The organism is Staphylococcus sp. FW104-15G4D, from assembly GCF_058790135.1.
Genome location: NZ_JBYTCH010000001.1, coordinates 164,283 through 177,461 on the forward strand (window position 1 = coordinate 164,283; position 13,179 = coordinate 177,461).

Consider the following 13,179-nt stretch of genomic DNA (forward strand, 5'->3'; position numbering starts at 1 on the left):
ATTAATCTAAAACATTAAGATGACATTAACTAACCAGTTTTATATAATAAAAATAAGGAGTTGGTGACTGTGAAAGTAAAATATATAGACAAACGTCACTGGCGTCGCCTGGTAGAGAGAGAGTATACAGAGGTTAAAGTTAATAATAATAGATTTAAAGGTATTATCGGCTTGGTCACGATGAAAAAGGTTCGTGAGCCTTTAGAGGTGACGGTAGTTGGACAAAACATAATAGTTGCAGATGACAATTATAGATGGTTGCAAATACTACCAGAAAAAAAGCGATATAGTATTACAGTCATGTTTGATGATAAAGGCAATCCGCTAGAATATTATTTTGATATTAATATTAAAAATATCACTCAAAAGGGAAATGCACGTACGTTAGATTTATGTTTAGATGTGCTGGTGTTACCTACTGGGGAATATGAACTTGTAGACGAAGATGATTTGATGTATGCCTTGCAAAATAAGCAAATTTCTAAGAAACAATATCATGAGGCTTATATTATTGCTCATCAATTAATGATTGAAATAGAAGAGAACTTTTCAGAAGTTCAAGACAAGGTCATGCATTGTTACAATAAAATTTATCATAAATCTCTAAGAAATAAGCATAAACGTCCTTTTAAACCCAAAAATAAGCACAAACATCACCGACGTAAAGCAAAGTGAATGACAATAAAAGGATATGTGGTTGAAGGTTAATCAACTAAAGCTAAATCATCATAGCAAAGATTTAAGGATAGAAATATTTAGGGGGACGCTATGAAAATTGATGATTATCGATTACTCATCACTTTAGATGAAACAAAAACGTTACGTAAAGCGGCAGAGATATTATATATTTCACAACCAGCTGTAACTCAACGTCTAAAAGCGATTGAGGGTTCGTTTGGAGTAGAAATATTTATTCGTACAAAAAAACAATTGATCACTACAACTGAAGGCGCTATGATTATTGACCATGCGCGTGATATGTTGAAACGTGAACGTTTATTCTTCGATAAAATGCAGGCACATATCGGAGAAGTGAATGGTACGATTTCAATAGGATGTTCGTCTTTAATCGGCCAAACGTTATTACCCGAAGTATTGAGTTTATACAATACACAGTTTCCTAACGTAGAAATTCAAGTTCAAGTAGGATCTACTGAACAGATTAAAGCAAATCATCGTGATTATCACGTCATGATTACCAGAGGGAATAAAGTCATGAATCTATCAAATACACACCTATTTAATGATGATCATTACTTTATTTATCCCAAAGATCGACGTGAGGATGTTACAAAGTTACCATTTATTGAATTTCAAGCAGATCCTATTTATATTAATCAAATTAAGCAATGGTACAATGATAATTTAGGTCAAGATTATCATGCAACGATAACGGTGGACCAAGTTGCAACTTGTAAGGAAATGCTTTTAAGTGGTGTGGGGGTAACGATTTTACCTGAAATTATGATGAAGCATATCGATAAAAATATGTTTGAATTTGAGAAGGTTAGTATTGATGAAGAACCTCTCATACGATCAACTTATATGAGTTATGATGGAAGTATGTTGCAACTGCCTCAAGTAGATTCATTTGTAAATCTAATGTTGAATTTTATTCGATAAATTTTTAAAAGGTATTGCCATTTAGTCTATTGTAAAAAGTACAATTTAATAAAAGAATAGAGGTTTGAAAATTGTTTACAGCACTGTTTCATATTAAAAACTATAAACTGTTTGTTGTGAATATGATGCTACTCGGCATGGGTATAGCAGTGACTGTACCATACCTCGTCTTATTCGCTACAAAAGATTTAGGAATGACAACAACTCAATATGGTTTATTATTAGCATTAGCTGCAGTTAGTCAATTCGTAGTGAATTCAATTATTGCTAGGTTTTCTGATACACATAATGTTAATAGGAAAGTCCTTATTATTAGCGCGCTATTCATGGGTGCCGTAAGCTTTTCTATTTATTTTTATGTTCATCAAATCTGGTTATTTATAGTTCTATATGCAATTTTCCAAGGTTTATTTGCTCCAGCAATGCCGCAATTATATGCTTCTGCAAGAGAGTCAATTAATATCTCAAGTTCGCGAGATCGTGCGAAGTTTGCAAATACCGTGTTACGTTCCATGTTTTCATTAGGATTTTTATTTGGTCCCTTTATAGGGTCACAATTAATCGAATTAAATGGATATTCTGGGTTATTTGGTGGAACGGTAGCTATTCTATTGTTCACCTTAATTCTACAAGTCTTTTTCTATCAGAATTTACCCGTTGAATACCAAGTCTCATCGCAACATCATGTTGAGAAATCCGCTCCAAATATGTTTAAAGATAAAGCATTATTTATTCCGTTTATCGCGTTTATTCTTTTACATATTGGACAATGGATGTACACGATGAATATGCCGTTATTCGTCACAAATTATCTAAGAGAACGTGATAGTTATGTAGGATATTTAGCGAGTTTATGTGCTGGTCTTGAAGTGCCTTTTATGGTTATATTAGGTATTTTATCAGCCAAATTTCCAACACGAACTTTGCTACTTTTTGGTTCACTCTTTGGCGGCGCATTTTATTTTAGCATTGGTGTATTTAAAAACTTTTACATGATGTTAGCTGGTCAAGTTTTCTTAGCAATTTTCTTAGCTATACTATTAGGATTAGGAATTAGTTACTTTCAAGATATTTTACCTGATTTCCCGGGTTATGCCTCTACGTTATTTGCGAATGCAATGGTTATAGGTCAATTATGTGGAAATTTATTAGGTGGCGTTATGAGCCATTGGGTTGGTTTGGAAAATGTCTTTTTTGTATCAGCGACGTCAATTCTAATTGGTATGATACTTATTTTCTTTACAAAAGATCAAAAAATAACTGAAGAAGATATGGAGTAGATTTAGATGACAGCAGTTTTATGGATAATTATTATCCTCATGTTTGTCTTAGCATTTGTAGGCTTAATTAAGCCGATTATTCCATCAATGCTAGTCATGTGGATAGGTTTTATAATTTATCAAATAGGTTTTAACGATGGCCGTTTATCATGGATATTTTACGTAGCTATGATTTTATTTACTTTATTTATTCTCGTGGCTGATTTCATGATGAATAAATACTTTGTTAATCGATTTGGTGGAAGTAAAGTGGGCGAGTATACTGCGCTTGTAGGTGTTATCGTTGGGTGTTTCGTATTTCCACCATTTGGCATAATATTAGTTCCTTTAATTGCAGTATTTGTTGTGGAGTTATTAAATGGTTTTGATTTTAAGAAAGCTTTAAAGGTGAGTTTAGGCTCTGTTGTAGCTTTTCTAGCTAGCACAGTAGCTCAAGCAATCATTATGGTCATTATGGTAATCTGGTTCTTTGTAGATGTGTTCTTAATTAATTAATGCTTTGTTGAAAATAAAAGACTTACTTTCAGTAAAATTCTCCCGTGGGAAGACTGAAAGTAAGTCTTTTTACATGCGTGTGTTAGCGTCTCTATTATAGAAATGATGGTCAACATAAAATGCAATAGGCGTAATTAAAATTGCAATAATAATAAATGTCCAATTACTTACATTAATATAAGGCCCAAATGCTAAAAATGACTGAGGAATAAAAAATACATAAAACAGGGTAATTAATAGCAAAGCTATAACGCCATATGTTAACCACCAAACCCAATGTGAATTATTAAAGCATTGTAATTGAATTGTCCTAAAACTCATCCATATAAATAAGAATATTATAAAGAGACCTACGATTACAGTTATTGGGAAAGTATATAGATACAAGTAGTTACTATCTCCTCCAATAAAAAAGCCAATAAATCCCTTTAAGAAGCAAAACATGCCTATTAAAAATATAAAATTATGATATATATACTTAAAAATGTTCTTAATGGTTTCATTGGGTAGCGCTTTAATTTCTTTTTTAGCATGTGCTTTAGGATCATGATCAAAGAACTCCATCGCTAGCATGCCTTTATCTTCAGCACGAATCAAATGTTTCAAAATGCGATTTAACATAAGTTCTGAATCATGAGGATTCACGCTTAAGTCAGCGCGAATATACGTCATGTAATTCTCAAATATTTCACGATCGGTGTTGTTAAGTCGTAAAGATTTAACATTATTCTCCTTAGTTAATTGTGCTGTAGATTTCATGATAATTTAAGTGCTCCTTCATTTTCTAAAAGTAAAACCTCATAGACAATTCTTATTTATAAATAAAATATATGACGTGTTATTATGACTAATAATATCATATAAGTGTTATTAATATCATTAACAATTGAGGAGTTCTTTATATGAAGAAAATGACATTGGAAGATGAGAGTTGGATTAACGAAATAGCTAGAATACATGAACATTTAATCTCAGAAAATGAATTTAATTATCAAGTGACTTCAACATCGATGGCTTTAAGATATGAAATGATTATTTCAAGACTAAAATATGCGAATGATATTATTTTAATAAATGAACATGCGGGCAGTCTTAAAGGATTTATTTGGGCGCATTATGAACCGCAGCTCAAAATAGTACAAATTGAAGTACTATATGTAAAACCAGACTTTAGAAGACAAGGAATTGCTTCACAGTTAAAACGCGATATTGAGCAGTGGGCGAATTTAATGGATGCTATAAGTATTGAAAGTACAGTTAATAAAGAAAACAACGACATGGTAAAATTAAATGAAAATTTAGGCTATCAAACGTCGCATCTAAAAATGTCTAAAAAATTAAAGGGAAAAAATGAATAAATTAAAAAAGCATGTTAAAATAAATTGTATTTATAAGTTTAAACAAAGGAGTCTATCATGAAAAAATGGTTCACTTTACTCTTAGCATCAACTTTAATGTTAACAGCATGTGGTAAAAGTAACGAGAAAGCTTCTTTAGAAAAAAGCATTAACCAATTAGAAAAAGAAAATAAAGATTTAAAGAAACAGAAAAAAGATTTAGAAAACCAAAAAAACAAACTTAAAGATCAGCAAGATAATCTTCAAAAAGATATCAACGAATTGCCGGCTGAAGATTCGTCTAGTAACTCATCTGAAAAAGATTCATCTAATTCAAGTGAAGATAAAAATTCAGAAGATTCTTCAACGACTAATTCAGAAAAATCAACAAATTTTACAAAATCGAAGCAATCTAACCAAGGACAAACGCCTAACAAAGAGACACAAAAAAGTGACTCTACAAGTAAGAATAACGATTCTAAAACTACTTCCAATACACAAAACTCAGATCAATAAACGTTTGATGCAGTTTTGAATAGGGTAATATAATTGATAAATTACACAAAATCAATTTACAAAGTGAGTATTTAATACTATTTTGAATTAAATTTATGAAAGATGATTGATACTACACATCTATAAGAGGAGAGATTAACGATGCACGAACAAGATTTTAATATTTTAGAAGGACAAAATATTACGTTACCTGAATTGGGCAGAGAATTAGAAAATATTACTGGACGTACTATTATTGATTCAACTAGTGAAATTAAACGTGTGATTGCACATTTACCAAACTTTGAATCTGATACAGACACATTCGTTGCAACATATCGTTTAAACCATCAAAATGATTTTATTGATGCAACATTTACTGCACCTAAAGAACAACGTGATCGTTTAAAAGAAATTCCTGTTCACGTAAAATTAATTAGTTATATTTCTAAAGCATAAAATTTAACATAATGACAGAAATGATTAGCGCGATATGAATGTGGGGACAACTTCATAACGCGTTAATTTTGTATTAGAATAATATTGAATTAAGCTTTATGGGTAAAATGGAGTGTTTAACATGGGAACTTACATTGAAACTGAACGTTTGAAGTTGCGTGATTGGGAAGAAAAGGATTTATTACCATTTCAGAAAATGAATGCAAATCAGCAAGTCCGTAGGTATTTTCCAAGTTTATTAAGTTACCGTCGTTCAGAACTTGATATGAAAAAAATGGATGAAATTATCAAAGATAATGGAATCGGCCTTTTTGCGGTTGAATTAAAGGAAACGGGTGAATGGTTAGGGTTTATCGGAGTAAACTACATCCCCGAAGACAGCAAATATCCTTTTAAAGAACTACCTTTTTATGAAATTGGTTGGCGATTAATTCCTGAAGTTTGGGGTAACGGATTAGCTACTGAAGGTGCACAAGCTGTATTGTCTTACGCAAAAGAAAAAGGCATTACTGAATTATATAGTTTTACATCTGAAACAAATCTACCTTCAAGAAAGGTAATGGAGAAAATAGGAATGACCTTCCTAGATAACTTCGAATTTCCAAACCTAAGCAAATACCATCCCCTCAAACGCCATGTTAGATATTACATAGAACTACTTCCTTCACAAAGTGAAGGTTAGTAGTTCTTAGTGCAATTGCAAGAGCAATTGTAAACCTTGAAGATATTTCCTTCACAAAGTGAAGGTTAGTAGTTCTTAGTGCAATTGGGAGCGAGACAGAAATCAGTAAATATTGATTTCGTTGTCTTGCCCCCGCAAGTGCGATTAGGTTTTGAAGTACCATTTCTAAATGTGCTTCAAAGCCAATCGCATACTGCGATATAAACATAATAAGATGAAACCTTTTTAATATCAAAACGCGTCTATAGAATAACCTATAGACGCGTTATTTATTTAATCGTATGTACGTACGCCAAGTGGTTTGTAATTATTGAGACCTTCTAACAGCGCTTCTTTAGTATCAAATAATGGTGCTAATTTTTGATATTTTTTATCAATAAAGCCTTCTTTTATCATATGGTCAATGAGTGCTTGTAAAGGCTCAAAGAAGCCATTTAAATTAAAGACACCTATAGGTTTTTGATGAATACCAATTTGCGCCCAGCTATACATTTCGAAAAATTCTTCAAGAGAACCAGCACCTCCAGGAGCCATAACAAAGGCATCTGCTAATTCTGTCATTTTATTCTTTCTTTCATGCATTGAATCCACTAAAATAAGTTCACTTACTTTTTGACTCGTGATTTCTCGCTCATCTAACATCCTAGGCATAACACCAATAGCTTTACCGCCGTGATCTAGGACACCATCTTGAATAGCACCCATTATTCCTACTGATCCAGCTCCAAATACAAGTTCGTAGCCTTGTTCTGCCATATACTTTCCTAACTCATAAGCTTCTTTTACATATGAAGGATCTTTACCTTTGCTTGCTCCACAATAAACTGCAATTCTTTTAATCATGTGAGACCTCCTAAAGTTGTTTAATAACATTCGTAAATGTTTGTTCAAATTTTAATCTGTCATTCTTAGTAAAAGGCGGAGGACCTTTATGTCGGCCACCTTGCTTTCTAATTTGTGCATTAAGATAACGTTGGTCTAACAGAGTTTGAATATTATCAGCACGATATATACTTCCTTTATGATGCATTACAATATGTACTTTGTCTATAAGTAAACTAGCTAGGCCATAATCTTGAGTAATGACAATATCTTCCTTTTTAGCTAATTGTACAATTTTATAATCAACAGCATCTGGCCCATCGTCAACATACACAGTTTTTACATGTTCAGGCTGAATTTGATGAGAAAAGTGACTAAAACTTCTTAAAACGTTAACAAAAATGCCTGTCCCTTTAGTTAATTCAATCACTGAATTAACAACAGGACAAGCATCTCCATCTATGATTACTTTGACCATTAACAACTAACCTTGAGTGTTATCAGATTCTTTATTTTGTTTTACAACGCTGTCAGCCACGTAATCATCATATTTTTTAAATTCTTTTTTTCTAGCCTTTTTCTCTGCTTCTTGTTGTTTTTCTTCTTGTTTGTGACGTTTTTCAATATTTTTTTGAAGCTTTTTATCTAATTTTTTTACATCTTTACGATTATCTTTTTCAAGTTTTTCGCCTTTTTTCTCAGTTTTATCGTCCAACTTGCCTGGAGTAAGACCTACTTTTTCTTCGTACTTTTGAGATTTTTTCATATCTTTAATACGTTGTTTTTTATTTTCTTCACGTTGCTTTTCTTCTTCTTTATGACGTTTCTCAATATTTTTCTGAAGTTTTTTATTCATTTTTTCTGCTTCTTTACGATTTTGTTTAGCTAGCTTTTCGCCTTTTTTCTCGATGTAAGCAGGGTCGTTTTGTTTGGCGATTTTCTTCAATTCACGTTTGTTATCAAATTCTTGTTTTTTATCGCCTACATATTCTTTAACATCTGAAGCCTTGTTTGAAATAGTTGAAGTAGCTTTTGATGTAGCTTTAGTTGTAGCATCAGTAGCTTTACGTACATCAGGATGTTCTTTAATACGTTTACGTTCAACGACTAACGGTACAATAACAATAGGTAATACATTGATTAAAGTCTTAATGAGTCTCTTTTTGTCCATACTCGTTGCCTCCATTAATTTTACTATTCTTTTCCATACCCTATGATACATCATACTAAACGATTGTTATCAATGGAAACCGATAATTTAATTTTGGAAAACTAAAAAACACTAGCGAGTTTAATATAAACCTACTAGTGTTTATTGAAAATTATTAAATGAGTACTATCTAAAGTTAGCAACACTAAGGATTAAAAATCCAAGTGAATAGAGGATTACAATGGGCAGAGTCCATTGCATAATAAACACTAAGGATTGAAAATCCAAGTGAACAAAAGATTACAATGGACAAAGTCCATTGCATAAGCAACACTAAGGATTAAAAATCCAAGTGTTGCTTTAAATTCCTTTGCCAATGCCAAAACCAAAGTAAAGGATTGCAATAATTACAACTAATACGATTCGGTAAATCGCAAATGGAATTAATTTAACTTTATTTATTAAATGTAAGAATGTCTTAATAGCAATTAAACCAACTATAAATGCTGCTAAGAATCCTAGTAAATAGAAAGGTACATGAGCTAAGTGAATATACTCATAATGTTTTAGTAAAGATAAACCACTTGCTGCAAGCATAATTGGTACTGACATTATAAATGTAAAATCTGATGCTGCTTTATGATTTAATTTCATAAATACACCAGTTGAAATAGTAGAACCAGATCTACTGAAACCTGGCCACATTGCTATAGCTTGCGAGATACCAATGACAAATGCTTGGAAATAATTAATTTGATCTACTGTTTGAGGGTGTTGAACCTTCTCAGAATATTTATCAGCTAAAATCATGTAGATTGCACCAATGAATAAGCCAATCATTACAGTAGGAACACTGAATAAATATTTTTCAATTAAATCATCAAATAAGAACCCTAAAATACCCGCTGGAATCATACCTACTAATACATGCAATAAGTTCAAACGCTTAGGTTGGGAACGTCGTTGAACACTGCCTTCATTTTCGGGTTTATGATGACCTATATGTAATATTTCTAAGAAACGATCACGAAATACCCATGCCGCTGCAAAGACAGACCCAAGTTGTATAACAACTTTGAAGGTAAACGCAGATTGTTCACCTAAAAATTTAGTGGACTTTAACCACATATCATCAACTAGTATCATATGTCCTGTAGAAGATACAGGGGCGAACTCAGTAAGTCCTTCGACGATACCTAAAATGATGCCTTTTATCAATTCAAGTAAAAACATAATTTACCCACTTTCGTAAAACATTTATTTATTCTTTCATTTTTCAAAATTACCATATTATCATAGCATATTAAATTAATATGGTGGTAACCTAATCATCAACACTGGACCAAAGTATGACATAATAATTATTTTAATAATTGAAACAAAATACTCAAAAAATGAATGAGCGTATTAATTTAAATTTCTAACAAACCTTTTATAATGAAAGTAGGTGAGATTATTGTGAAAAAACTAACAAATTTAGTATTCAAATATAAAATATATCCCGCACTCATGTTAATCATGAGCGTTTTTTTATCTATATCGGTAGTTATTCAAAATGTTTCTATTGCCAAATTACTAAATCATATGTTGTACCATCATAAGCATTCACTTATAGGACTTTTTATACTGATTTTAGTTATTCTTCTTGCACGTGCAACTTTCAATATGTTGAATCAACGTATCGGTGATCACATGGCTACTAAAGTGAAATATGATTTAAGACAACAAGTGATAAATAAAAATAGTACACGAGCAATTGGAGAACAAATGAATATTTTAACAGAAAGTATTGATGGTATTGCACCATTCTTTCAAAGTTATTTGCCACAAGTATTTAAATCAATGATGATTCCAGTCGCGATTATAGTCGCTATGTGTTATGTACACTTATCAACTGCAATAATTATGATGGTTACAGCTCCATTTATTCCTATGTTTTATATCATTTTTGGTTTGAAAACAAGAGATGAGTCAAAGGACCAAATGACATATTTAAATCAATTTAGTCAAAGGTTTTTAAACACTGCCAAAGGTTTAATTACGCTTAAATTATTAAATCAAACTAAGAATACTGAAGCGCGCCTTTATGAAGATAGTACTAAATTTAGAGATTTAACTATGAAAATTTTAAAAAGTGCATTCTTATCAGGATTAATGCTTGAATTTATTAGTATGTTAGGTATCGGTCTTGTTGCGCTTGAAGCGGCGTTAAGTCTAGTCGTATTCAATAAAATTAACTTCATTACAGCTACTATTGCAATCATTCTAGCTCCTGAATTTTATAATGCTATTAAAGATTTAGGACAAGCGTTCCATACTGGTAAACAAAGTGAAGGTTCGAGTGATGTTGTTTTCGAGTTCTTAGACTTTGAAAATAAACCACCACACCCAAATCCAAATATAAAGGCTTATCAAAAATCACAGGTCAAAGTAGAAGACGTGTCATATCAGTACTCAAATAGTAATCAGAATGCTCTTACTCATATTAATATGGTGATATATTCAGGTGATAAAATTGCAATTGTTGGTCCAAGTGGTGCAGGTAAAACTACGTTAGCTCATATTCTAAGTCAAATTAAAACGCCAACAGAAGGCAGTGTATCATTTAATAAAGAAGATACACGTATTGGATTTCTAAGCCAAAATCCTTATATTTTTACAGATTCTATTAAAAATAATATAGCGATGTATAATAATGAAGTTTCTGATAAAACTATCATTCAAGTTTTAGAAGAAGTCGGTCTAAAAGATAAAGTGTTATCTCTGAAAGATACTATTTATACACCAATTGGAGAAGGTGGCGAAATGCTATCTGGTGGCCAAATGAGACGAATAGAGTTGTGTCGGTTATTAGTGATGAATCCAGATTTAGTTATATTTGATGAGCCGGCTATTGGTCTAGACATTGAAACAGAACGTACAATCCAAAATGTAATTCAAAATCATTTTAAAGATACTACGATGATCATTATTGCTCATCGTGATTCTACAATTAACAAAGCTCAACGTCGTATTTATCTAGAAGATGGGCATCTTATAAAAGATGACACGACGATATCAGTATCGCAAAGTGAGGTGGATGAATAAGCATGAAATCACAAATTCATTTTCGAAAAGATAAAGATTTACTTCTAGCTATTTTGGTTGGGGTAGTAGGTGGACTTGTGGCGTTAGCAATGTTCTATTTAAGTGGTTATATGGTGACACAAAGTGCATTAGGCGCACCCTTATATGCATTAATGGTTCTAGTGGTTTCTGTAAAAATGTTTGGCTTCCTAAGAGCGATTACACGATATATTGAGAGATTGTTATCACATAGAACGACTTTTACTATGCTAAGAGATGTAAGAATACAGTTTCTTAAAAAATTAATTCCATCAGTACCTGATGTTTATCGGAAATTTAATTCTAGCGACTTAATTTCTCGTATGGTAAGCCGAGTAGAGGCGTTACAAAATATTTATTTAAGAGTTTATTATCCCCCAATAGTGATAGGTTTAACTGCAACCGTGTCTGTAATTACATTTATTTTCATTTCACCGATGCATTCATTTCTTATTACGTTAAGTATGATCCTCACTCTTTGTATAGTTCCATGGCTAAGTGCTAAAAAAGCACGAACACTCAAAAGACAGGTAGCTCTACATCAAAGTCACTTTCTACAGCGTTTTTATGATTATAAAGAAGGTGATGATGAATTAAGACGCTTTCGCCAAAGAGATGAATTTAAAACAGATGTCATGCAACGTTTGAAACAATATGACACTATGCAATCAAAAGAACGTCGTTTTCTATCTTTATATGATTATATGTTAAATATTATAGCGATGATTTCAATATTTCTTAGTTTAGTTATTGGCGTGCAACAGGTTCAATCTGGACATTTGGATGTCGTTTATTTAACTAGTATTGTTCTAATGATATTAACTTTATTTGAACAGGCAGTACCAATGAGTAATGTTGCATATTATAAAGCTGATACTGATCAAGCGCTTGATGAAATAAATGATGTTATCAGTGTCCCTCAATCTAATGAGTTACATTCATTGAATCATGCAGATACGACAACGCCATTGTTTGAAATAAGTGATGTCACCTTTGGTTATTGGAACCAACAAACACCAGTGCTCAACAATATTGATTTAACTATTCAAGAAGGTGAGAAAGTAGCTATCATTGGTCCGTCAGGTTCCGGGAAAAGTACTTTACTACAAGTCATGTTAGGTCTATATCATGTTGATCAAGGTACTGTAAAATTAAAACACCAAATAGTTACTGATATTAATGAGGAAGACAAGTATTATAAGATGAATGGTATGTTACAGTCTCAACATATATTTGATGGGACGGTACGAGATAATTTATTTTCAGAAAAAGAGGATGCTATATTAAAACAAGCTCTTCAATCTGTAGGACTTGGGTACCTGGATCTAGAAAGAAATGTAACATTAGATGGAGAAAATTTATCTGGTGGCGAAAAACAACGGTTGAGCTTAGCTAGACTTTTACTCAGAGATTCAGCTGATATATGGATTTTAGATGAACCAACGACTGCATTAGATATAGAAAATACTACTAAAACAATGAATTTAATTGAAGCATCTTCAAAAACGTTAGTTATTGCCACACATGATTTAGATGTGCTTCCACGTTTTGATAAAATTATAGTTATGATTGATGGAGAAATTAAAGAAAGTGGTTCTTATGAAAGTCTATTAGAAGGTAATGGCTATTTATCTCAGATGATTGAGATCAACCATAGTTCTAAAAATGTACATTAATAGCAAATAAAGTCGTATCGGTAATCGATACGACTTTGTCTGTTGTTTCATTAAA

Annotated in this window: 15 protein-coding genes; 10 read left to right on the forward strand and 5 right to left on the reverse strand. The window is 32.0% G+C overall.

The window, feature by feature from the left end; translation table 11 throughout:
- The first annotated feature begins 69 nt into the window (after positions 1 to 69).
- The 4 genes from AC3WQX_RS00800 (at position 70) to AC3WQX_RS00815 (ending at position 3,398) form a co-directional block, all read left to right on the forward strand.
- Positions 70 to 675, forward strand: coding sequence for a ribonuclease FAU-1 family protein (locus tag AC3WQX_RS00800; RefSeq protein WP_002433428.1), 606 nt, complete (start codon positions 70 to 72; stop codon positions 673 to 675).
- Positions 676 to 768: 93 nt separating this feature from the next.
- Positions 769 to 1,623: a LysR family transcriptional regulator gene (locus AC3WQX_RS00805; protein ID WP_002433389.1), complete on the forward strand. Its 855-nt coding sequence runs from the start codon at positions 769 to 771 to the stop codon at positions 1,621 to 1,623.
- 122 nt (positions 1,624 to 1,745) lie between these two features.
- On the forward strand, positions 1,746 to 2,903 hold the full coding sequence (locus AC3WQX_RS00810; protein ID WP_162837217.1) for a sugar efflux transporter: 1,158 nt from the start codon (positions 1,746 to 1,748) through the stop codon (positions 2,901 to 2,903).
- A gap of 6 nt (positions 2,904 to 2,909) precedes the next feature.
- The gene (locus AC3WQX_RS00815; RefSeq protein ID WP_023350701.1) at positions 2,910 to 3,398 is read left to right on the forward strand and encodes a DUF456 domain-containing protein; all 489 of its coding nucleotides are present in this window, start codon (positions 2,910 to 2,912) and stop codon (positions 3,396 to 3,398) included.
- Positions 3,399 to 3,467: 69 nt separating this feature from the next.
- On the opposite strand, the gene AC3WQX_RS00820 is transcribed toward AC3WQX_RS00815, so the two are convergent.
- Positions 3,468 to 4,157: a DUF1129 family protein gene (locus AC3WQX_RS00820; RefSeq protein WP_023350700.1), complete on the reverse strand. Its 690-nt coding sequence runs from the start codon at positions 4,155 to 4,157 to the stop codon at positions 3,468 to 3,470.
- A gap of 143 nt (positions 4,158 to 4,300) precedes the next feature.
- Between AC3WQX_RS00820 and AC3WQX_RS00825 the strand changes: the two genes are divergently transcribed.
- The 4 genes from AC3WQX_RS00825 to AC3WQX_RS00840 all read left to right on the forward strand — a co-directional run bounded on the left by AC3WQX_RS00825 (position 4,301) and on the right by AC3WQX_RS00840 (position 6,371).
- On the forward strand, positions 4,301 to 4,756 hold the full coding sequence (locus AC3WQX_RS00825; protein WP_049307064.1) for a GNAT family N-acetyltransferase: 456 nt from the start codon (positions 4,301 to 4,303) through the stop codon (positions 4,754 to 4,756).
- Between the two features lie 57 nt (positions 4,757 to 4,813).
- Positions 4,814 to 5,251 carry an SA0632 family lipoprotein gene (locus AC3WQX_RS00830; protein WP_023350698.1) on the forward strand — a complete coding sequence of 146 codons (438 nt, stop codon included), beginning with the start codon at positions 4,814 to 4,816 and terminating at the stop codon, positions 5,249 to 5,251.
- Positions 5,252 to 5,392: 141 nt separating this feature from the next.
- Positions 5,393 to 5,689, forward strand: a complete 297-nt coding sequence (locus tag AC3WQX_RS00835; RefSeq protein ID WP_002433439.1) for a hypothetical protein — start codon at positions 5,393 to 5,395, stop codon at positions 5,687 to 5,689.
- A 121-nt stretch (positions 5,690 to 5,810) separates the two neighbouring features.
- Positions 5,811 to 6,371 carry a GNAT family N-acetyltransferase gene (locus AC3WQX_RS00840; RefSeq protein WP_002432980.1) on the forward strand — a complete coding sequence of 187 codons (561 nt, stop codon included), beginning with the start codon at positions 5,811 to 5,813 and terminating at the stop codon, positions 6,369 to 6,371.
- A 273-nt stretch (positions 6,372 to 6,644) separates the two neighbouring features.
- On the opposite strand, the gene AC3WQX_RS00845 is transcribed toward AC3WQX_RS00840, so the two are convergent.
- From AC3WQX_RS00845 to AC3WQX_RS00860, 4 genes are all read right to left on the reverse strand, one after another.
- Positions 6,645 to 7,211, reverse strand: coding sequence for an LOG family protein (locus AC3WQX_RS00845; RefSeq protein ID WP_030059132.1), 567 nt, complete (start codon positions 7,209 to 7,211; stop codon positions 6,645 to 6,647).
- 13 nt (positions 7,212 to 7,224) lie between these two features.
- Positions 7,225 to 7,671, reverse strand: coding sequence for a YaiI/YqxD family protein (locus AC3WQX_RS00850; RefSeq protein ID WP_023350697.1), 447 nt, complete (start codon positions 7,669 to 7,671; stop codon positions 7,225 to 7,227).
- 6 nt (positions 7,672 to 7,677) lie between these two features.
- Positions 7,678 to 8,364: a hypothetical protein gene (locus tag AC3WQX_RS00855; protein ID WP_492739696.1), complete on the reverse strand. Its 687-nt coding sequence runs from the start codon at positions 8,362 to 8,364 to the stop codon at positions 7,678 to 7,680.
- 339 nt (positions 8,365 to 8,703) lie between these two features.
- A complete protein-coding gene (locus AC3WQX_RS00860) occupies positions 8,704 to 9,576 on the reverse strand; it encodes an undecaprenyl-diphosphate phosphatase (RefSeq protein ID WP_002433118.1) in 873 nt (290 codons plus the stop codon).
- Between the two features lie 225 nt (positions 9,577 to 9,801).
- On the opposite strand from AC3WQX_RS00860, the gene AC3WQX_RS00865 reads away from it, so the two are divergent.
- Complete coding sequence (locus AC3WQX_RS00865; RefSeq protein ID WP_023350696.1) at positions 9,802 to 11,430, forward strand: ABC transporter ATP-binding protein/permease; 1,629 nt, start codon at positions 9,802 to 9,804, stop codon at positions 11,428 to 11,430.
- A gap of 2 nt (positions 11,431 to 11,432) precedes the next feature.
- Positions 11,433 to 13,124 carry a thiol reductant ABC exporter subunit CydC gene (gene cydC / locus AC3WQX_RS00870; RefSeq protein WP_023350695.1) on the forward strand — a complete coding sequence of 564 codons (1,692 nt, stop codon included), beginning with the start codon at positions 11,433 to 11,435 and terminating at the stop codon, positions 13,122 to 13,124.
- The last annotated feature ends 55 nt before the right edge of the window (positions 13,125 to 13,179 follow it).